The sequence below is a fragment of the Pseudomonas sp. URMO17WK12:I7 genome, assembly GCF_003269045.1.
Classification (GTDB): Bacteria; Pseudomonadota; Gammaproteobacteria; order Pseudomonadales; family Pseudomonadaceae; genus Aquipseudomonas; species Aquipseudomonas putida_J.
In genome coordinates this window covers 232832-253299 of sequence record NZ_QLTL01000012.1, presented here as the reverse complement: position 1 = coordinate 253299, position 20468 = coordinate 232832, and the positions used below count along the sequence as shown (strand labels likewise).

Sequence of the window (20468 nt, the reverse complement as noted above, 5' to 3'; positions counted from 1 at the left end):
AAATGACTATGTGATTTCTCGCATGGTCACTTGTGATGCTGATAATCTTTGTGACTATCAGTCCGTACTCACAAGCACCCACACGAATTGCTTGATTCGATTTGTTAAAGAGCGTTTGGTTAAGAGCTTTTCGTCTCAACCGAGGCGCGCATTCTACGCCTTCCTCAGAGCCTGTCAAGCGTTTATTTTGAAGTTTTTGCGAGAAACTCGTTTAGCTTCAAACACTTGGCTCGCTGCGATCACTCGTAGCGGGAGGCGAATAATACAGCGTTTAAAACCGCTGTCAACCTTCATCTCACCGCTATCGATCATTCGATCGAAGCCCTTCCAACATCACCTTAACTACTTAACTCATTGAATCTCAAGGAGTTTGTCGTTCCGATGTCGCTGGAAGTGGGGCGCATTATAAGGGGATTCGAAACCCCGTCAACCGTTAATTTCATTTATTTGAAATATTCCAATCGAAAGGCTCAAAACAGGTACCCGGCCAGCCCCATTCTCAAACCGCCCTTCCCTGCTTCCGGGCAATCCTGGGAAGCACACGCGAAACCAGAGGTACCCGCATCAACATCAGCACAGCAGCCATGCATGCATAGATAGCCCACTCCCTCAGATCCGAACGAACGATCCACAGGAAATGCAGCAGTCCCAGCCCAAGCACCCCGTACACCAACTTATGCAGCTTCTTCCATCGCGCCCCCAGTCGCCGCTGGCTATATCGGTTCGAGGTAGCCGCCAGCACCAGCAACCCAAGAAAGCCGAGCGCACCGACAATAATGTATGGCCGCTTGCGCAGCTCAACCGCCAACTGCCCCCAATCCAGCCCGAGCATGAAGAACAGATAGGCCAGGATATGCAGCACGATATAGGCGAACACCCACAACCCCAGCTGCCGCCGCACCACGATCCAGCCTGACCACCCCGTCATCTTCTGCAGTGGCGTCATGCCCAGCGTTACCAGCAAAAATGTCAGCGCGCCGAGCCCAAGCCGATCCATCATGATCTTCCCGGGGTCCGGCCCCAGCAGATTCATCGCTGCCTCGTACAACCACCACGCGGGGAACAGGCACCCCACTATAAAGATGGCAAACCGAAACCAGGGATAGCGCATCAATAGTTCTTCCGCAGATCGAGCCCGGTATACAGCGACGCCACTTCATCGGCGTAGCCATTGAACATCTGTGTTTGTCGCACATTCGGACTGAACAGGCCGCTTGGTAAGCGCCGCTCGCGGGCTTGAGTCCAGCGCGGATGGTCAACGGTCGGGTTCACATTGGCGAAGAAGCCATACTCATCGGGTGCCAGCCCCTGCCAAGTCGTCCCCGGCAGTTCGGCCACCAGACTGATTCGCACGATCGACTTGATACTCTTGAAGCCGTACTTCCAAGGGACCACCAGACGTAACGGTGCGCCGTTCTGATTGGGCAGCTCCCGGCCATACATCCCTACCGCCAGAATAGCCAGAGGGTGCATCGCCTCATCAAGGCGCAAGCCTTCTCTGTAGGGCCAGTCGATCAAGGCAAAACCTGAGCGCTGCCCGGGCATATGCTGCGGATCCTTTAGCGTCTCGAAGCGCACGTAGCGCGCCTTCGAGGTCGGCTCGACCTGTTTGAGGACTTGCGCCAAGGGGAAGCCAAGCCAGGGAATGACCATCGACCACGCCTCGACGCAACGTAGCCGGTAGATACGCTCTTCAAGCTGATAGGGTTTGACGAAATCTTCCAGCGCGTAGCGCCCCGGTTTGCCCACCTCGCCATCCACCACTATCGACCAGGGCTCGGTCTTCAGGTTGCCGCCATTGGCGGCCGGGTCACCCTTGTCAGGCCCGAACTCATAGAAGTTATTGTAGTGGGTGGCATCCTTGAAGGGCGTGATCGCCTCGTCCTTGACCGTCACTGCCTGCCAGCGCGCAGCACCGAGCTTGTCGCTAAACCAGGCTGGCGCGGAGCCGGCCTCCACATCGGTATAACGCGATACTTCAACCGCGCTAGCCGCAACGGGTAAAGCGCCCAGGGCCAGGCCGGCCAATGAGCCACCGAGCAGGGTACGCCGGGAAAGGTAGATGCCTTCGGGGGTGATCTCCGCTGCCTTGCAGTCGGAAGACCTGGGAAGCTTGATGAGCATGGTCGGCTCCACAGCACTGGATAACGGATGTACCAGTAAGACTATGGAGCCGGAGGGTTATTCCAACGTTAAATAATTATCACGCCTTGCGCCGACGACCGCGCAGCAGGAACTGGATCGGCCCCGATGCCGCATAGGCGAGGAAGATCAGCAGCAGGATGCGCGGTGGATCGCTGAACACCACGGCAAACACCAGCACCACAGCCAGGATCGCCACGAACGGCACGCGCCCTTTGAGGTCCAGTTCTTTGAAGCTGTTGTACTTGATGTTGCTGACCATCAGCATGCCTGCAGCAGCCACCAGCAGCGCCACCAGGAACGACAGCTTGGAACCCTGGATGCCGTAGTCGCTGAACGCCCATACCGTACCGGCGACTACACCCGCGGCAGCCGGGCTGGCCAGGCCGATGAAGTAGCGCTTGTCGGCAGTGCCGACCTGGGTATTGAAACGCGCCAGACGCAGCGCCGCACCGGCCACATAGATGAAGGCGACCATCCAGCCTACCTTGCCCATGTCTCCCAGCGCCCAACCAAAGGCCAACAAGGCCGGAGCCACACCGAAGGCGACCATGTCCGACAGCGAGTCGTACTCGGCACCGAAGGCGCTCTGGGTATTGGTCATACGCGCCACGCGGCCGTCGAGGCCGTCGAGCACCATGGCCACGAAGATCGCAATGGCGGCGAAGGCGAAATACTTGCTCGCCTCGCGTGGGTCGCCAGCGCTCTGCGCGCTCATCGAGCTGATGATGGAATAAAAACCGGCAAACAGGTTTGCGGTGGTGAACAGGTTGGGCAGCAGATAGATGCCGCGATGGCGCACCTTGCGCCCTTCGGCGTCATGCCCTTCTTCAACGTGCTCATCGACAGGTAGCAGGCTTTCGGCGTCGGAGGGCTTGTTCGGCTCTTCGGGACGTTCGCTCATGGAGGGTACCTTGCAACAGGATGGAAAATGTTCGACACGGGCCCGCGAAACAGGTTCTGACGGCGGGCCACTGGTCTGCTTTATACCAGAAGCTGACTGCCAGAACGAAAAAACGCGGCCGAAGCCGCGTTTTTCATCTTTCGATAAGACTTAGTTCTTGGTCTTGTCGACGATTTTGTTAGCCGAGATCCACGGCATCATCGAACGCAGCTGCTCGCCGATAATTTCGATGCCGTGAGCGGCGTTGTTGCGGCGCTTGGCGGTCATCGAAGGGTAGTTGGTAGCGCCTTCGGAGATGAACATCTTCGCGTACTCGCCGTCCTGGATGCGCTTCAGAGCGTTGCGCATTGCCTTGCGGGATTCTTCGTTGATGACTTCCGGACCGGTGACGTACTCACCGTACTCGGCGTTGTTGGAGATCGAGTAGTTCATGTTGGCGATGCCGCCTTCGTACATGAGGTCAACGATCAGCTTCAGCTCGTGCAGGCACTCGAAGTAGGCCATTTCCGGCGCGTAGCCCGCTTCAACCAGGGTTTCGAAACCGGCTTTTACCAGCTCGACGGTACCGCCGCACAGAACAGCCTGCTCACCGAACAGGTCGGTTTCGGTCTCGTCCTTGAAGGTGGTTTCGATGATGCCGGTACGGCCGCCACCGACGCCAGCGGCGTAGGACAGCGCAACGTTCTTGGCGTTGCCCGAAGCGTCCTGGTAAATAGCGATCAGGTCAGGGATGCCGCCGCCTTTGACGAACTCGGAGCGAACGGTGTGGCCCGGGGCTTTCGGCGCGATCATGATCACGTCGAGGTCGGCACGCGGAACAACCTGGTTGTAGTGGATCGAGAAGCCGTGGGAGAAGGCCAGGGTAGCGCCCTTCTTGATGTTCGGCTCGATCTCGTTCTTGTACAGCTGGCCCTGGAACTCGTCCGGAGTCAGGATCATGACCAGGTCGGCAGCAGCGACGGCGGTAGCCACGTCGGCAACTTTCAGGCCGTGGGCTTCAGCCTTGGCAACGGTAGCCGAACCTTTACGCAGACCGACGGTAACGTCTACACCGGAGTCCTTCAGGTTGCACGCCTGAGCGTGGCCCTGGGAGCCGTAACCGATGATGGCGACTTTCTTACCCTGGATGATGGAAAGGTCGCAGTCTTTATCGTAGAAAACTTTCATGAAAATACCCCTGGTTATATCTCGGCCCCTGCGGAGCCATCGCTAATTTTTGAATTTAGATGCTGAGCACTTTGTCGCCCCGGGCAATGCCGGTAACGCCGCTGCGCACGGTTTCGAGAATCGATGCGGTGCCGATCGCCTGGATGAAGCTGTCCAGTTTGTCGCTGGTGCCGCTCAGCTGCACGGTGTATACGCTGGCGGTTACATCGACGATCTGGCCACGGAAGATATCCGTGGTGCGCTTGATCTCGGCGCGCTGGGCACCGGTGGCCTTGACCTTGACCAACATCAGTTCACGCTCGATGTGAGCGCTTTCCGACAGGTCGACGAGTTTGACCACTTCGACCAGTTTGTTCAGGTTCTTGGTGATCTGCTCGATCACTTCGTCATGGCCAACGGTGGTCAGCGTCAGACGCGAAAGGGTCGGGTCTTCGGTCGGCGCCACGGTCAGGCTTTCAATGTTGTAGTTGCGCTGGGAGAACAGGCCGACCACACGGGACAGAGCACCAGGTTCGTTTTCCAGCAGCAGGGAAATGATGTGCCGCATATCAGGTACGCTCCGTCTTGCTCAGCCACATGTCACGCATCGAGCCATCCTTGATCTGCATCGGATAGACGTGCTCGCTGCGGTCGACCGCGATGTCGATGAATACCAGACGGTCCTTCATCGCAAACGCTTCTTCCAGCTTCGGCTTGAGGTCTTTCAGGCTGGTGATGCGGATGCCCACATGGCCATAGGCCTCGGCCAGCTTGATGAAGTCAGGCAGCGACTCGACGTACGAGTGCGAGTGACGACCGTTGTAGGCCATGTCCTGCCATTGGCGGACCATGCCCAACACACCGTTGTTCAGGTTGACGATCTTCACCGGCAGGCCGTACTGCATGCAGGTGGACAGCTCCTGGATGTTCATCTGGATGCTGCCTTCGCCGGTCACGCAGGCCACGTCCTGATCCGGGAAGTTGAGCTTGACGCCCATCGCCGCCGGGAAGCCGAAGCCCATGGTGCCCAGGCCACCGGAGTTGATCCAGCGGTTCGGCTTGTTGAAGCGGTAGTACTGCGCCGCGAACATCTGGTGCTGGCCAACGTCGGAGGTGACGAAGGCATCGCCATTGGTCACTTCGCAGAGCGTCTCGATGACCTTCTGCGGCTTGATGACGTTGCCGTCGCCCTTGTCGTAAGGGAACAGCTCGCCATTGCCACGCCACTCGTCGATCTGCTTCCACCAGGCATCCAGCGCCGCCTTGTCAGGCTTCTCGCCGATTTCCTTGAGGATACCGAGCATTTCGCTGAGCACGCTGTCGACCGGGCCGACGATCGGCACGTCGGCCTTGATCATCTTGGAAATCGACGCAGGGTCGATGTCGACATGGATGATCTTGGCGTTCGGGCAGAACTTGGCCGGGCCGTTGACCACACGGTCGTCGAAACGCGCACCGACAGCGAAGATCACATCGGCATTGTGCATGGCCATGTTGGCGGTGAAGCTGCCGTGCATGCCGAGCATGCCGAGGAACTGACGGTCGGTACCCGGGAAGCCACCCAGCCCCATCAGGGTATTGGTGACTGGCAGGTTCAGCGATTTGGCGATTTCGGTCAGCGCTTCGGAGCCACCGCCGAGAATCACGCCGCCACCGGCGTAGACGATCGGGCGCTTGGCGGCCAGGAGCATCTCGGCAGCCTTGCGGATCTGGCCGGAGTGACCACGTACAGCCGGGCTGTACGAGCGCAGCTTGACCTTCTTCGGATAGACGTACTCGAACTTCTCGGCCGGATTGGTCATATCTTTTGGAATGTCGACCACGACCGGGCCTGGGCGACCGGATTGCGCCAGGTAGAAGGCTTTCTTGAGTACTTCAGGGATCTCGGTCGGGTTCTTGATCATGAAGCTGTGCTTCACGATCGGCCGCGAGATACCGATCATGTCGGTTTCCTGGAAGGCATCGGTACCTACCATGGTGCTAGGCACCTGGCCGGACAGGATGACCATCGGAATCGAGTCCATGTAGGCGGTGGCAATGCCGGTAATGGCATTGGTTGCGCCCGGGCCGGAGGTTACCAGCACCACACCGGCCTTGCCGGTGGCGCGGGCGTAGCCGTCCGCCATATGGGTTGCCGCCTGCTCGTGACGAACCAGGATGTGTTCCACTTCCGGTTCTTTGAACAGTGCGTCGTAAACATGAAGGAGAGCACCACCAGGGTACCCGTAGATGTGCTTAACGCCTTCGTCACGCAAGAAGCGGACGACCATCTCAGCGCCAGATAAAAGCTCCACGTTGTTCACCTCTAAAACGCCAGAATACCGTCCCTAGTGGACGGGTCTTAATAGGTTTACTGCCAAGCAGAGCATGAGCGAACGTTCAGCACTGACTGAGCAAGTATTGGGAGCTCCCCAGAGTGTTGCGGGGGTTTCCCACCCAGCGCGAGGTAACGCGTTGCGGGGTGTAACAGGCGGCGCGGGTGTGCGCCTCATGATCTGCTTAGCGGGTCTGCTTCTGGCAGTCCCTCTACAGCGGAATCTGGATTCTTGTGATTTGGCGCCGACAAGTCAAGAAAAATTATTGCCAATTTTTCCCGAAGATGAATTCCTGCCACCACTAAAAACCAAGTCAGCAGCAGAAAAAATAAGATTTCCATAAAAAAGGGCCACAATCTGCGGCCCCTGAAGGAAAAACTGAAGAAATCAGGCGGAAGGAGCGATCAATTGATCGAAAGCTGCCAATAGCCGGCGCAGCTCGCGGCTTTCCTCCGGACGATCGGTGAACACGGTTTCCGCCATCACCAGGATGCTGGAGGCATTGGGCAGCGGATGGCCGAGTTCGATGATGATCTTCATGCGTGGCAGGAAGATCCACTGCAACCACTGCTCGAAGCTGAGCGTGTCGACCGCGAACGGTACGGTGCTGGCCAGCGCTTCATCACGGGGCGGCTCGTCATCCCACCAGCCCTGCACCTGCAGCTCACGCTCGATGAGCAGCAGGTGGTCGGCGATATCGAGAATGCGTTGCTCGATCATCACGAGTTGACCCGCGCTTTCTGCCGCGCCAGGGCGGCACCGGCGCTGTCACCCTGCTTTTCGCGCGCTTGCGCAATGGTGTTCCACAGCTCGGCCTGCAGGTCGGGGCGGCCATTGGCGTAGGTCAGCGCACGGCGGGCCAGTTGTTCGGCCTGCGGCGCATCGCCTTGCGACAGGCGCACCTGGGCCAGACGGAACAGTACCTGCGGCTCGCGCGGGGCGATTCGTTGGGCACGCTCCAGGCTTGAGGCGGCTCCATTGTAGTCACCGCTGCCCTGCTGCGACTGGGCGGTAGTCAGCAGCGCCAGCACCGGGCCGTCGAGCTGTTCATCGGCCGACAGCCCACCGGAAGCCGCATTGCTGCGCGGAATGCCGGTCGGTGCGCTGGAAGCAGCTGGCGTGCTGTTCATCGAGGCAATATCGAACGGTTCATCGGCAATCGGGTTGGGATTGGTGGTCATTGGCGCCGAAGTGACCGGGCCTGGAGTGATCGGACCGGTACTGATAGGAGCCGCGCCGTTGGCCGCCGGGAACGTCTGGATGCCGGCAGCACCGGCGCCTTGTGGAATCATGACGGTCACGCCTGAGTCCTCGGGCAGCGACTGCGCCTGCGAGGTGCCGTTGCTCATGCCCGCAGCCGAACGATTGGCCTGGACACGCTCACTATTGGACACCCGGGTGCTCGAGTCCACCACCGGAATGTTGCCACGCTGCACGGTCGAACAACCCTGGAGCACCACCAGCGCCGTCACGGCAGGAAACAGCCACTTATTCAATTCACACCTCATCAATGCTGCTCAGGGCTCAGTTCATCCAGCCCTTGACCCAGTCCATGACCGACTCTACGGGATTCTGCTCGCCGCCACAGGTTGCACCGGCAGGCGGTTCGCTGCCGCGAATATACGGCATCTGCACGGCTCCCGGACAGCTTCTGTCGGAGCCATGGCCACTGTACGGGTCGATCCACGCCTGCACCACGTTGTCCGGCTGCGGCATGTCCAACGGCAGCGGGTCGGCCTTCTTCATGAAGCTGGTCCAGACCTGCAAGGCGCCTGTGGCACCGGTAAATGGCGTTTTACCGTTGTCGTCACGGCCCATCCACACCACAGCCAGCAGGTCCTGGCTGAAGCCGGAGAACCAGCTGTCGCGCGAATCGTTACTGGTACCGGTCTTGCCCGCCAGAGTCAGTGAACTTGGCAGCACGTTGTATACCGAGCGGCCGGTACCCTCACGCATCACCCGCTGCATGGCGTTCTGCACCAGGTAAATGGAACCTGGGTCGAAGGTCTGCTGGATCTGGAACGGGTAGCGCTTGAGCGGCTCGCCTTCGGCGGTGAGCACACTGCGGATGCCCCGCATCGGCGTGTTGAAGCCACCGTTGGCAATGGTCTGGTACATGGTCGCGACTTGCATCGGCGACATGCCGCCAGCGCCCAGCAGCATCGCCGGGAAGGCCGGCCAGTCAACATTGACGCCAAGGCGACCGATGGTCTTGATCACGTTCGGCACACCCACTTCCAGGCCGAGTTTCGCGGTCGACAGGTTCAGCGAATTGGCCAGGCCCTGGTACAGGTAGATCGTGCCGTGCGAACGCCGGTCATAGTTCTGTGGGCGCCACACTTGGCCATCGGCGCCCTTGACTGAGAATGGCTCGTCCTGCACCCAGCTGGTCAGGGTGTACTTGCTTGGCTGCTCCAGCGCGGTCAGGTAGACCGCCGGCTTGACCAGTGAGCCGATTGGCCGCACGGCGTCGATGGCACGGTTGAAGCCTGCATAACCGGACTGGCGACTGCCGATCAGTGCCTGCACTTCGCCGGTTTCCGGGTTGGTGACGACCATCGCCGATTCCACCTCGTCGGCACCTTTGCGCCCGGCCAGGCGCTTGAAGGTTTCGGCCATGGAGGTTTCGGCCTTCATCTGCAGGATCGGGTCGAAACTGGTGAAGATGCGCAGGCCTTCTTCGGTCAAGTCTTCGTCGCGGTAGTCCTGGCGCAGCTGACGCTTGACCAGGTCAAGGAAGGCCGGGAACGAGCTGTCGGCGAGGCTGCCGCGCTTGGTCACGCCCAGCGGCATCTTCTTCGCCGCATCGACTTCCGCCTGGCTGGCCACGCCCTGCTCGGCCACCAGGTCGAGGACCAGGTTACGCCGCGCCAGCGCACGTTCAGGGTAACGCCGCGGGTTGTAATAGGAAGGCCCCTTGACCATGCCTACCAGCAAGGCGATCTGGTGCAGTTTCAGCTCTGACAGCGGCTGGCTGAAGAAGAACTGGCTTGCCAGGCCGAAGCCATGCACTGCGCGCTGGCCATCCTGGCCGACGAACACTTCATTGAGGTAGGCCTCGAGGATTTCGCGCTTGTCGTAGTGCATTTCCAGCAGCACGGCCATCATCGCTTCGGTCAGCTTGCGGCTGAGGCTGCGTTCACTGGTCAGGTAGAAATTCTTCACCAGCTGCTGGGTCAGGGTACTGCCGCCCTGGCGCATCGAGCCTGAGGAGGTATTGACCCACATGGCCCGGGCAATGGACTTGGGCGACACACCGAAGTGGCTGTAGAAGTCCCGGTCCTCGGTGGCTACCAGGGTCTCGAGCAGGTACGGCGGTACCTGGTCGATCTTGATCAGGATGCGGTCTTCGAGGTTTTTCGGGTAGATACCGCCGATCATCAGCGGTTCCAGTCGCACCACATCGAGCTTCTTGCCGTTGGCACCGGCAAGCTCAGCCACGTAGTCGCCAGAGAAGCGCACTCGCACGAACTGCGCAGGCTCCATGCCCTCGTAGAACTGGAAGCCACGGGTGTTGAGGTCTACGGTATTGCCGTTGACCGCTGCCGCACCGGGGCCGTTGGCCGCGCTTTCACGCCGGTAGCCGAGGGCATCGAGTTCGGTGAGGAAGTCGTTCTTGCTCAGTTTCTGGCCAGAGAATAGCTCCAGCGGCCGGGCATACACCTTGGCCGGGATGGTCCAGCGCTTGCCGGAGAACTTCTCCTGGACGACGGCATCGAGGTAAACCGCGAAGCCGGCGACGATCACCAGGCCGACCAGGCTGAGCTTCAAGGCCCAGCCCAGCCAGGCGCGCGAGCGGCCGGTCGGGCGTTTCTGAGGGGTACGAGGATTTCGGGTTCGAGTCATGGCGGCGGATTATACGCACTTTATAAAGGGTAGGCAGGCGCCCTCTGGCGGTAGGCAGGGACGGCACCATTGACCATAATGGCGCTTTCGAATTCCCTGCCCCCGGAAGGATTTCCCGTGAGCCAAGCCTTGATCAATGCATTGCAGAACCCTGCCCTGTTCCCTCACCCCGTGGACGGGTTCCAGCTCATCGAGACGCACATCTCCTGGGTCCTGCTCACCGGCGAGTACGCCTACAAAATCAAGAAGCCGATGAACTTCGGCTTCCTGGACTTCACCAGCCTGGACCAGCGCCAGCATTTCTGTAACGAAGAATTGCGCCTGAACCAGCGCCTGACCGAAGGCCTGTACCTTGAAGTGCTGCCGATCACCGGCAGTGCCGAAACCCCACAGATCGGTGGTGAAGGCGAAGTGATCGAGTATGTGCTGAAGATGCGCCAGTTCCCTCAAGGCCAGATGCTCAATACCCTGCAAGCCAACGGCGAGCTGAACACTGGCCACATCGACCAGATGGCCCGGCAGATTGCCGAGTTTCACCTGCAGACCCCGAAAGTGCCCGCCGATCAGCCGTATGGCTCGCCTGAAAGCGTCATGGCCCCGGTCGAGCAGAATTTCGAGCAGATTCGGCCTTTCCTCACCGACAAGGCCGACCTGCAACAACTGGATAACCTGCAAGCCTGGGCACGCAGCAGTTTCGAGCGCCTTCAAGGCCTGTTCGCAGCACGCAAGGCCAATGGCTTCACCCGTGAATGCCATGGCGACATCCATCTGGGTAACGCGACGGTGATCGACGGCAAGGTCGTGATCTTCGACTGCATCGAGTTCAACGAACCGTTCCGCAAGACCGATGTGTGGGCCGACACCGGTTTCCTCGCCATGGACCTGGAAGACCGTGGCCTCAAGTGCCTGGCACGACGTTTCGTCAGCCAATACCTGGAGCTGACCGGCGACTACGAAGGCCTCGAAGTGCTCAACTTCTACAAGGCCTACCGCGCTCTGGTCCGCGCCAAGATCGCCCTGTTCAGCATGCCGGCCGATGCGGACGGTGTGCAGCGTGCCACCAGCCTGCGCACGTACCGCAACTATGCCAACCTGGCAGAAAGCTACAGCGCCATCCCTTCCCGCCTGATGGCTATCACCCATGGCGTGTCGGCAGTAGGCAAAAGCCACGTGGCCATGCGCCTGGTCGAGGCCCTCGGCGCGGTTCGCGTGCGTTCGGATGTGGAGCGCAAGCGCCTGTTCGGTGAACAGCCACAACAGAACGCAGGCCAGCTCACTGCCGGCATCTATGACCAGGACGCCAGCGCGGCGACCTACCAGCGCCTGCATGAACTGGCCGCAACGATCCTTCGTGCCGGCTTCCCGGTGGTGCTCGATGCCACTTACCTCATGGCCGAACAGCGTCAGGCCGCCGCAGCCGTGGCCAGCGAGACTGGCGTGCCGTTCCTGATCCTCGACTGCCATGCCCCGGAAGCGGTGATCACCAGCTGGCTGGAGCAGCGCCAGGCCGAGAACAGCGACCCGTCGGATGCCACACTGGAGGTGATCAAGGCCCAGCAGGCCAGCCGTGAGCCACTGGATGCACAAGAGCTGGTCCACAGCACCCGCATCGATACCCAGGAAGCCAGCGGCATGGACCAGGTAATCGAACAGATTCGCCAGCGCCTGCCAGGCCTGTAAGTTCGCTTTACGCCTGTTCCGGCCTGTTGCCGGAACAGGTACCTGCCGCTCGAGGGCAGCTCGTCGTCCCCGATGGCAAAAGGCCGCGCATTTCCTATCCCCCGCTACACTCCTCTCTGACCTGCTCGCGATTTATCCCCTAGACCCGTTCAGCCATCGCAAGGAGGCTCGATGAACGATGAATTGCAGCACCTGAAGAATCTTGGCAAGACCTCCGCGCAGTGGTTGCATGCGGCCGGTATCCACAGTGCATCGGACTTGCGCAGGCTGGGTGCCGTGGGTGCCTACCAGGCGGTGAAGACACGAGGGTTCCGGGCGTCGAAGGTGCTGTTGTACGCCATTGAAGGTGCATTGCTGGACATGCACTGGAACGATTTGCCAGCCGAACGTAAAGAAGCGCTCAACCAGCAACTCGATGCGAAATGCCCTATGCAAAAAAATATGAAATAAGCGCACGAAGGGGATTGACGCTGTAATGAGAATCGTTATGATTATCACAACTGGTCGCGAGACTGGTTGGATAAGCTAAGAGCCCCTGGTTCGGACTCTCAGATTATCTCCTCATCAGGCTAATCACGGTTATTGACCCGGCATTTTGCCGGGTCTTTTTTTTGCCCGCAGGTTTTCGCTTCAGGCCAGACACGCCCCTGTAGGAGCAGTCTTGCCGGAACGCCGGACCGGTCCTACCTCAGCTGGGCGCAGTAGTCCTGCTCTGGCATCGCGGCCGTGTACCAGACATAGTCGGCCATCCCGGGCTCGGCCTGTTCACCTGCCTCCAGCAGCAGCAATACCTTGCTCGCGCCTTTCGCGCCCAGATCGGCAAGGTGCAAAGGCACCCCCAGGTCCTTGCGCGCATGGTACGCACCGGCAAACAGCAATGCCGGCTGCGGTGCCGCCAGCAGCCGCTCGGCAATACGCCGATCCCGTTGCTGTTGCACGGCCAGCATTGCTGGCAGTTGGCTTTCCGGCAGCATGCCACAGTGCCCCTGCTTCACCTGTTCGAGCAGTACCGCCCTGACTGCCGGCGCATTCGACCGGTTCCCCGACAGAACCGCAGGGTGCCGGTAGGCTTGGCGCATCTCTGTGGGTGACAGGTTGGCCGCCAGCAGCGGAACATGGCGCTGCAAAGCCTCTTGCACGATTGGGCCGTAAAGTTGCCAGTCCCAGCCATCTTCCCAAGCCAGGGCTTTGGGCAGGTCTTGCGGCAATTGCGCCTGCCCCGCTAGCGCATCGACGCGGGGCTGCTGCTCGGGTTGCAGCATTTCCAGCAGCAGGCTGCCCTGTGCCCGGCGTTGCTGCAACGCACGCATCAACCACAGCTGCAAGGCGTGATGATCCGGGTTGTCATGCTTCTCACCGACCAGCACGCGCGGCGCATCGGCCAGGCTCTCGATCAACTGTTCGGGAGTGATCACCCGCCCGCTGGCCAGATCGTGGATCTGCCCTAGCTCGGCGTTATCGCGCCCTTCGCTGCTCTGCCATGCAGGCAACGGCGGCAAGCTGGCCTGGCAACCACCCAGCGTCAGCACCAGGCACAGTAACGAACCGCACAGCAACGGATGAGCCACGAGCAGTGCCTCCTAGCGGGTAATGATCAGCGGGTGCCCCCGCTCCGGGTGCGCCTGCACCAGCACGTCGATACCGAAGACCACCTTGAGCGAAGCCGGTGTCAGTACCTCCGGTGGTGCGGCCAGGGCATGGCAGCGCCCGCTTTCGAGTAGCAAGATGCGATCACAGTAGCGCGCCGCCAGGTTCAGGTCATGCAGAATCACCAGCACGGCGGCGCCGCTGTCGGCGAAACGGCGCACGGCTTCCAGGGTAGTGTGCTGATGCAGTGGGTCGAGCATCGAAGTCGGCTCATCAAGCAACAGCGTGGTGCCCTCTACACCAGGCCAAAGCTGAGCCAGCACGCGGGCCAGGTGCACCCTCTGCCGCTCACCGCCAGACAAGGCCAGGTAACTTCGCCCCACCAGGTGCGAGGCATCCGCTGCCTGCAGGGCCTCTGCTACGATTTCGGCGTCACGCCGTTGCCCGGTGTCGTGGGGCATGCGCCCCATGGCCACCACTTCCTCGACCTTGAACGAGAACCCCAGGCTGGAAACCTGCGGCAGCACCGCCAGGTGCCTGGCGCGCGCCTGCCCAGCCCAGTCAACCAGCGGCCGCCCTTGCAGCGTCACTTTTCCGCGGTCCGGCGCCAACTCGCCACACAGTACCCCGAGCAGGCTACTCTTGCCGGCGCCATTGGGACCGAGAACGCCCACCACCTGCCCAGGGCTCAACTGCAGATCAATCCCGAGCAACACATCATTGTTGCCCCGCTTCAGGTGCAGCCCCTCGACTTGCAACATCAACTGCGCCCTCGTATCAGCAGAATCAGGAAGAACGGCGCGCCAATAAAAGCGGTGACGATACCGATCGGCAGCTCAGCAGGCGCCAGCAGCAGCCTGGCTGCGAGATCGGCGAACAGCATGAGTATGCCCCCAGCCAGCAACGATGCAGGCAGTACCACGCGGTGATCGGGCCCGGCCAGCAAACGCACCAGGTGGGGTACCACCAGGCCGATGAAACCGATCAGCCCCGCAGCCGCCACTGCTGCGCCCACACCCAACGCCGTGCAGAACACCAACTCGCGCTTGAGGCGCTCGACATCAACCCCCAGGTGCCGTGCCTCCGACTCTCCCAGCAACAACGCATTCAACGCCTTCGAGCGGCGCGGCAACCACATCGCCACACCGCCTGCGATCAGCAGCAGAGGCCACAGGCGCTCGTAGCTTGCACCGTTGAGGCTGCCCAGGTTCCAGAAGGTCAGCGTACGCAGGGTGGCATCATCGGCCAGGTAGGAAAACAAGCCTACGGCAGCACCGCCAAGTGCGGTCATGGCCACACCGGCCAACAACATCGTGGCGACATTGGTCTGACCGTCACGACGCCCCAGGCGATAAACCAGCGCGGTCACGCCCAGCCCGCCGATGAAGGCGCACAGCGACAACAGGTAGGGAGCAAGCGCATCCGGCATACCACCCAGCCAACTGCCCCCCACAATAGCCACCGCCGCCCCCATCGCCGCCCCAGCGGCAACCCCCACCAGGCCTGGGTCGGCCAGCGGGTTGCGAAACAGCCCCTGCATGGCCACACCAGACAATGCCAGTACCGCGCCCACTGCCAACCCCAGCAAGGTGCGCGGCAGACGGATCTGCCCCAGGATCATCTCGGCCTGCTGCAGACCGTCTGCGGCAATTGGTAGCCCCAACAGGCGAAGGCCAGCACGCAGGGTATCGACCAGCGGCAGGCTGACCGGCCCCAAGGCCAGCGACAGCCAGACTGCCAGCAGGCAAAGCAATATCAGGCAAACAAACAGTGTTCGCGGCTGGATCCGTTGTTTCATTTAGCTGCGCTTGCCGGGTAGAACGCAGTCGCCAGTTCCTGCAAGGCAGCTGGCAGGCGCGGGCCGAGCCCCCCAACCAGCAATGTCGGGTCGAGCGACACCAGGCGCTTGTCACGCACTGCACGCGAAACTGCCAGTGCCGGATTTTCCTTGAGCAGCGCCTGCAATGCCTGCTCGCCACTCAGCGCACGATCGGAGAACACCACCACATCCGGATCGAGCGCCGCCAGCGCCTCATTGGAAAAGTTCTTGTAGCCTTGGTGCTCAGCCAGGTTGCGCGCCCCCGCCTGGCGCAACACCCAGTCCCCTGCCGTGCCCTGCCCGGCAATCAGCGGCTTGGCGCCGGCATGGCCAACCACCAGCAACACACCTGGCGCCTTGTGATGCTGCTGGGCCTGCTTCACCTGCAGTTGCAGCGCTTCGAGTTGCTGGTGATAGCTGGCAGACAACTGTGCCGCTTTCTCCTCGGCACCCAACAAAGCCCCCAACTGCTTGAGGTTCTGGTCCACGGCAGCCAGCTCGGCCTGGCTGGAGAACAGCTCGACACGCACGCCCGCCTTGCGCACCTGTGCCAGCACAGGCGGCGGCCCCATTTCCTCGGTGCCGACCAGCACATCCGGGCGCAAGCTGAGAATGCCCTCGGCCGACAACTGCCGCTGATAGCCAACACTCGGCAAGGCCTTCAGCGACTCAGGGTGCTGGCTGGTGGTATCGACACCCACCAGGCGTGGCTCACCGCCCAGCGCACTGATCCACTCGCTCAGCGCCCCGCCCGCACTGACCCAACGCTGCGGCAGTTCGACGGCCAAGGCCTGGGTGGCGACAACGAGAGCTGCGCACAGGGCGAGCAAGGCAGCGGGACGGCGCATCATCGGATTCCTTCTGAAGGCGGGCCGTACGCCTTGTGGCGGGCGGCATAACTGCGCACCATAGCGGCTGGCGCAGCGAATGCGGGCAATTTGATAATTATTCGCATTGAAGCGTCAAGCCACCACTTTGTTTCACGAGCCTTCCCAGCAATGCACTTTATCTGTCCTTCCGCGGCCCTGGCCGAGGGCCATAGCCGCGCCTTCAGCGTAGACGGCATCGACTTTTTCGGCGTGCGCCGCCACGGTCATGTGCATCTTTACCGCAACCGCTGCCCACATCGCGGTATCCCACTGAACTGGGCGCAGGACGCTTTTCTCGACGACAGCGCCAGCCTGATCCACTGCGCCCATCATGGCGCGCTGTTTCTGATCGACAGTGGCGAATGCGTGGCTGGCCCCTGCGAAGGGGATATGCTCCAGCCCCTGGGCTGCCATGAAGACAGCCAGGGCATCTGGCTCAAGGGTTGAGCAGCACCGGCAGCGGGCGGTCGATGACGATTTGCTCGCTGTCCAGGCGCACACCGTAGGCCAGTACCTCGACCCCATCCGCCACCGCAGCGCGTAGCGCACTGGCATAGGCGAAGTCGATCTCGTCTGCGGGGCGCACGGCCTCGATACCGGTAAGGTTCACACAGTACAGCTGCACCGCACGGATGCCCTGGCGGGCCAACGCCGCCAACTCGCGCATGTGCTTGGCACCACGCTGGGTGACGGCATCCGGGAACGCTGCCACGGCTGTGTCCGGGTAACCCAGGGTCACGCTCTTGACCTCGACATAGGCTGGCCCATCGGCAAACTCCAGGCGAAAGTCCACCCGGCTGCGCTCTTCGCCGTAAGCGACCTCGCGTTTTAGTGAAGTAAAGCCGGCCAGTTCCTCGATCACCCCGGCGCGCAGTGCCTCTTCAACCAACGCATTGGCCCGCCCCGTATTGATACAGGCCAGCCGGCCCTGGGGCGTTTCGCTGATTTCCCACGTACCTGGCAGCTTGCGCTTGGGGTCGTTGGAGCGGCTGAACCACACCTGCCCGCCCTCGCGCATGCAATTGAGCATGGAACCGGTGTTCGGGCAGTGGATGGTCAGTTGCTCGCCATTGGCCAGTTCGATGTCAGCCAGAAAGCGCTTGTAACGGCGCAGCAGGCGCCCTTGCTCCAGTTGAGGAAAGAACACCATTTACCCCTGCCAGCTCCGCAGCCCACGGGCGATACGCTCGACCGCCTGCTCCAGGCGCGGCAGGCTCTGGGTGTAGGCAAAACGTACATGGTGGCCGGCCAGATGGCGGCCAAAATCCAGTCCTGGGGTGAAGGCTACATGCTCGGTTTCGAGGAAATGCTGGCAGAAGGCAAAGGCATCCCCACCAAACGCGCTGATGTCGGCATACAGGTAGAACGCCCCCTGTGGCTCGACGGCAATGCGCAAGCCCAGTTCACGCAGGGCTGGCAACAGGTAATCGCGGCGACGGGCGAACTCGGCACGGCGTTCTTCGAAAATCGCCAGAGTCTCCGGCTGAAAACAGGCCAGCGCCGCATGCTGGGCCATGCTCGGTGCACTGATGTAGAGGTTCTGCGCCAGCTTCTCCAGATCGGCCACGGCATTGGGCGGTGCCACCAGCCAGCCGAGCCGCCAGCCGGTCATGCCGAAATACTTGGAAAAACTATTAAGGACGAACGCTGAGTCGTCCACTTCCAGCACACTCGGCGCGTCCATGCCGTAGGTCAGGCCGTGGTAGATCTCATCCACCACCAGGTGCCCATGGCGCTCTCGGGTGGCCTTGGACAGGCTGGCCAAATCGTCACGGCTCAACACAGTACCCGTCGGGTTGGCTGGCGAGGCGACCAGCGCGCCCACGCTGTCCTTGTCCCAGTAACGCGCGACCAGATCGGCGGTCAGCTGATAGTTGACCTCAGGCCCCACCGGCACCAGCTGCGCGCCGCCTTCGACCAGGCGCAGGAAGTGGCGGTTGCACGGGTAACCCGGGTCGGCCAGCAGCCAGTGCTTGCCGGGGTCGACCAGCAGGCTGCTGGCCAGCAGCAGCGCGCCGGAGCCGCCCGGGGTGACGAGAATCCGCTCTGGATCAACTTGCAGGCCATAGCGCTGGCCATAAAAACCGGCGATGGCCTCGCGCAGCGCTGGCAGCCCGCGGGCGGCGGTGTAGCGGGTATGCCCGGCGGCCAAGGCGGCCTGGCCGGCGGCGACGATCGGCGCGGCGGTGGTGAAGTCCGGCTCGCCGATTTCCAGGTGGATCACGTCATGCCCGGCCGCTTGCAGCTCGTTGGCCCGCGCCAGCAACGCCATGACGTGGAAGGGTTCGATGGCGCGGCTGCGCGCACTGTAGGGGTGGGCCATGACCTTCTCTCAATTGGGTCTAAACTGTTTATTCTACCTGCGCACGGCATCGAACGTGCGCGGCGCGCCGCTGTCAACACCTAGGATCGGGCGGGGTAGCGCACCCCCGATCTATCTGGTAAGTTCGGCGGCTCGCAGTCGCAGGGCCGGCGGGTGCCGGAGATGGAGCAGCCTGCGCATTGGATCAGATGAGTGAGAGGCGGTCTATTCATGTCCACCGTAGAAAAGCAAAAAACCGGTCAGACCATGTACGGTGTCGAGCCCTATAAAGAGACCAAGGGCGAAGAGTACATGGGCGAACCCATGAAAACGCACTTCACCAAGCTTCTCAATGCTTGGAAAGGCGAGCTCATGCAGAGTGTCGACCGCACCGTAGACCACATGAAGGACGAAGCTGCGAACTTCCCGGACCCGGCCGACCGCGCCAGCCAGGAAGAAGAGTTTGCCTTGGAGCTGCGCAACCGCGATCGCGAGCGCAAGCTGATCAAGAAGATCGACAAGACGCTGCAGAAAATCCAGGACGAAGAGTACGGCTGGTGCGATTCCTGCGGTATCGAGATCGGCCTGCGCCGTCTGGAAGCCCGTCCGACCGCCGACCTGTGCTTCGACTGCAAGGAAATCTCGGAGAAAAAGGAAAAGACCGTCGGCAAAGGCTGACACTTCTCCCATCCGAACGGGGCGCATCTTGCGCCCCGTTTCATTTATATGCCCGGCAATGCCATGAAAGACTCCCGTTACACCGGACGCTTCGCCCCCACCCCGAGCGGTTTCCTGCATTTCGGCTCGCTGGTCGCCGCCCTTGCCTCCTGGCTCGATGCCCGTGCAGTAGACGGCCGCTGGCTGCTGCGCATGGAAGATACCGACCCGCCCCGGGAGATGCCCGGGGCCCGCGACGCGATCCTGCAGACCCTGGAGCGCTACGGCCTGGAATGGGACGGTGAGGTGGTGTACCAGAGCCAGCGCCACGACGCCTATGCCGCAGTGGTCGACCGCCTGTTCAGCATGGGCCTGGCCTACGCCTGTACCTGTTCGCGCAAGCAGCTGGAAGGCCACAATGGCATCTACCCAGGGTTTTGCCGCAACGCCGGGCATGCCCGTGAAGGCGCAGCGATCCGGTTGCGGGTGCCTGAGCTGGTCTACCGCTTTACCGACCGGGTGCAGGGCGAGTTCCAGCAGCACCTGGGGCGTGAAGTTGGGGATTTCGTGATCCAGCGGCGTGACGGGCTGTATGCCTATCAACTGGCGGTGGTACTGGATGATGCCTGGCAGGGTGTTACCGACATCGTGCGCGGGGCCGACCTGCTCGACAACACCCCGCGCCAGCTGTACCTGCAGGAACTGCTGGGCTTCTCGCAGCCGCGTTACCTGCACATTCCGCTGATCGTGCAGCCTGATGGGCACAAGCTGGGTAAGTCCTATCGCTCGCCGCCGCTGCAGGCGGAGCATGCGACGCCGCTGTTGTTGCGGGCGCTGCGTGCGCTGGGGCAGGCGACCGAGCCGGAGTGGTTGCTGGGGACCCCTGCCGAGGTGCTGGCGATGGCCCGCAAGCATTGGCGGCCGGACGCGATTGCGCAGCGGGCCACGGTGCCAGAGGCTGATTTGCACTGACGCAGGGCCGGCCTCTTCGCGGGTAAACCCGCTCCCACAGGGATCGCGCCAAGCCTGGAGGCCACGCTGAATCTGTGGGAGCGGGTTTACCCGCGAATGGGCCGCAACAGGCAACCTCCCCTCAAAAACAAAAGCCCAATAAATTCAAACCCTTGGCGAACCCCACCGATTACCGCTAGCATCGCCACAGTCAATTGCGCCAATAATAACTCCAAGCCCGCAGCGCCCA

20 protein-coding genes are annotated in these 20468 nt (G+C 61.5%); 5 read left to right on the top strand and 15 right to left on the bottom strand.

The window, feature by feature from the left end; genetic code table 11:
* Positions 1-499: 499 nt before the first annotated feature.
* The 9 genes from msrQ to mrcB all read right to left on the bottom strand — a co-directional run bounded on the left by msrQ (position 500) and on the right by mrcB (position 10353).
* On the bottom strand, positions 500-1111 hold the full coding sequence (gene msrQ, locus H040_RS18480; protein ID WP_027917650.1) for a protein-methionine-sulfoxide reductase heme-binding subunit MsrQ: 612 nt from the start codon (positions 1109-1111) through the stop codon (positions 500-502).
* A complete protein-coding gene (msrP, locus tag H040_RS18475; protein ID WP_027917651.1) occupies positions 1111-2124 on the bottom strand; it encodes a protein-methionine-sulfoxide reductase catalytic subunit MsrP in 1014 nt (337 codons plus the stop codon). The genes msrQ and msrP overlap by 1 nt, the downstream gene beginning before the upstream one ends.
* A gap of 79 nt (positions 2125-2203) precedes the next feature.
* Complete coding sequence (gene pssA / locus H040_RS18470) at positions 2204-3046, bottom strand: CDP-diacylglycerol--serine O-phosphatidyltransferase (protein ID WP_027917652.1); 843 nt, start codon at positions 3044-3046, stop codon at positions 2204-2206.
* A gap of 150 nt (positions 3047-3196) precedes the next feature.
* Positions 3197-4213: a ketol-acid reductoisomerase gene (gene ilvC, locus H040_RS18465; protein WP_027917653.1), complete on the bottom strand. Its 1017-nt coding sequence runs from the start codon at positions 4211-4213 to the stop codon at positions 3197-3199.
* A 55-nt stretch (positions 4214-4268) separates the two neighbouring features.
* The gene (ilvN, locus tag H040_RS18460) at positions 4269-4760 is read right to left on the bottom strand and encodes an acetolactate synthase small subunit (RefSeq protein WP_003250040.1); all 492 of its coding nucleotides are present in this window, start codon (positions 4758-4760) and stop codon (positions 4269-4271) included.
* Between the two features lies 1 nt (position 4761).
* Positions 4762-6486 carry an acetolactate synthase 3 large subunit gene (locus tag H040_RS18455; RefSeq protein ID WP_027917654.1) on the bottom strand — a complete coding sequence of 575 codons (1725 nt, stop codon included), beginning with the start codon at positions 6484-6486 and terminating at the stop codon, positions 4762-4764.
* 408 nt (positions 6487-6894) lie between these two features.
* Positions 6895-7227 carry a YqcC family protein gene (locus tag H040_RS18450; RefSeq protein ID WP_027917655.1) on the bottom strand — a complete coding sequence of 111 codons (333 nt, stop codon included), beginning with the start codon at positions 7225-7227 and terminating at the stop codon, positions 6895-6897.
* Positions 7227-8015, bottom strand: coding sequence for a tetratricopeptide repeat protein (locus H040_RS18445; protein WP_033696031.1), 789 nt, complete (start codon positions 8013-8015; stop codon positions 7227-7229). Before H040_RS18445 ends, H040_RS18450 begins: the two co-directional genes overlap by 1 nt.
* A 16-nt stretch (positions 8016-8031) precedes the next feature.
* On the bottom strand, positions 8032-10353 hold the full coding sequence (mrcB, locus tag H040_RS18440) for a penicillin-binding protein 1B (RefSeq protein ID WP_027917657.1): 2322 nt from the start codon (positions 10351-10353) through the stop codon (positions 8032-8034).
* A 117-nt stretch (positions 10354-10470) separates the two neighbouring features.
* Here mrcB and H040_RS18435 point away from each other — a divergent pair, with 117 nt between their 5' ends.
* The gene (locus H040_RS18435; protein WP_027917658.1) at positions 10471-12033 is read left to right on the top strand and encodes a bifunctional aminoglycoside phosphotransferase/ATP-binding protein; all 1563 of its coding nucleotides are present in this window, start codon (positions 10471-10473) and stop codon (positions 12031-12033) included.
* 171 nt (positions 12034-12204) lie between these two features.
* Complete coding sequence (locus tag H040_RS18430) at positions 12205-12483, top strand: TfoX/Sxy family protein (RefSeq protein ID WP_027917659.1); 279 nt, start codon at positions 12205-12207, stop codon at positions 12481-12483.
* Positions 12484-12716: 233 nt separating this feature from the next.
* Here H040_RS18430 and H040_RS18425 read toward each other — a convergent pair whose 3' ends face one another.
* Genes H040_RS18425 through H040_RS18410 form a run of 4 tightly spaced genes read right to left on the bottom strand, consistent with a single transcriptional unit; the run spans position 12717 to position 16290 of the window.
* Positions 12717-13601 (bottom strand): ChaN family lipoprotein, encoded by an 885-nt coding sequence (locus tag H040_RS18425; protein ID WP_027917660.1) that lies wholly within the window; start codon positions 13599-13601, stop codon positions 12717-12719.
* Positions 13602-13613: 12 nt separating this feature from the next.
* The gene (locus tag H040_RS18420; RefSeq protein WP_027917661.1) at positions 13614-14381 is read right to left on the bottom strand and encodes a heme ABC transporter ATP-binding protein; all 768 of its coding nucleotides are present in this window, start codon (positions 14379-14381) and stop codon (positions 13614-13616) included.
* The gene (locus tag H040_RS18415; protein WP_177326680.1) at positions 14381-15364 is read right to left on the bottom strand and encodes a FecCD family ABC transporter permease; all 984 of its coding nucleotides are present in this window, start codon (positions 15362-15364) and stop codon (positions 14381-14383) included. The genes H040_RS18420 and H040_RS18415 overlap by 1 nt, the downstream gene beginning before the upstream one ends.
* A 50-nt stretch (positions 15365-15414) precedes the next feature.
* A complete protein-coding gene (locus H040_RS18410) occupies positions 15415-16290 on the bottom strand; it encodes a heme/hemin ABC transporter substrate-binding protein (RefSeq protein WP_027917663.1) in 876 nt (291 codons plus the stop codon).
* Positions 16291-16437: 147 nt separating this feature from the next.
* Here H040_RS18410 and H040_RS18405 point away from each other — a divergent pair, with 147 nt between their 5' ends.
* The gene (locus H040_RS18405; RefSeq protein ID WP_027917664.1) at positions 16438-16755 is read left to right on the top strand and encodes a Rieske (2Fe-2S) protein; all 318 of its coding nucleotides are present in this window, start codon (positions 16438-16440) and stop codon (positions 16753-16755) included.
* Here H040_RS18405 and sfsA read toward each other — a convergent pair.
* Positions 16745-17458, bottom strand: a complete 714-nt coding sequence (gene sfsA, locus H040_RS18400; protein WP_027917665.1) for a DNA/RNA nuclease SfsA — start codon at positions 17456-17458, stop codon at positions 16745-16747. The genes H040_RS18405 and sfsA overlap by 11 nt on opposite strands.
* On the bottom strand, positions 17459-18631 hold the full coding sequence (locus tag H040_RS18395) for a pyridoxal phosphate-dependent aminotransferase (protein ID WP_027917666.1): 1173 nt from the start codon (positions 18629-18631) through the stop codon (positions 17459-17461). It lies immediately after the preceding gene.
* A gap of 210 nt (positions 18632-18841) precedes the next feature.
* Between H040_RS18395 and dksA the strand changes: the two genes are divergently transcribed.
* Both dksA and gluQRS read left to right on the top strand, forming a co-directional pair.
* Entirely contained in the window at positions 18842-19288 is a 447-nt protein-coding gene (dksA, locus tag H040_RS18390) for an RNA polymerase-binding protein DksA (protein ID WP_027917667.1), read from the top strand.
* 63 nt (positions 19289-19351) lie between these two features.
* Positions 19352-20239: a tRNA glutamyl-Q(34) synthetase GluQRS gene (gluQRS, locus tag H040_RS18385; protein WP_033696033.1), complete on the top strand. Its 888-nt coding sequence runs from the start codon at positions 19352-19354 to the stop codon at positions 20237-20239.
* Positions 20240-20468 lie beyond the last annotated feature (229 nt).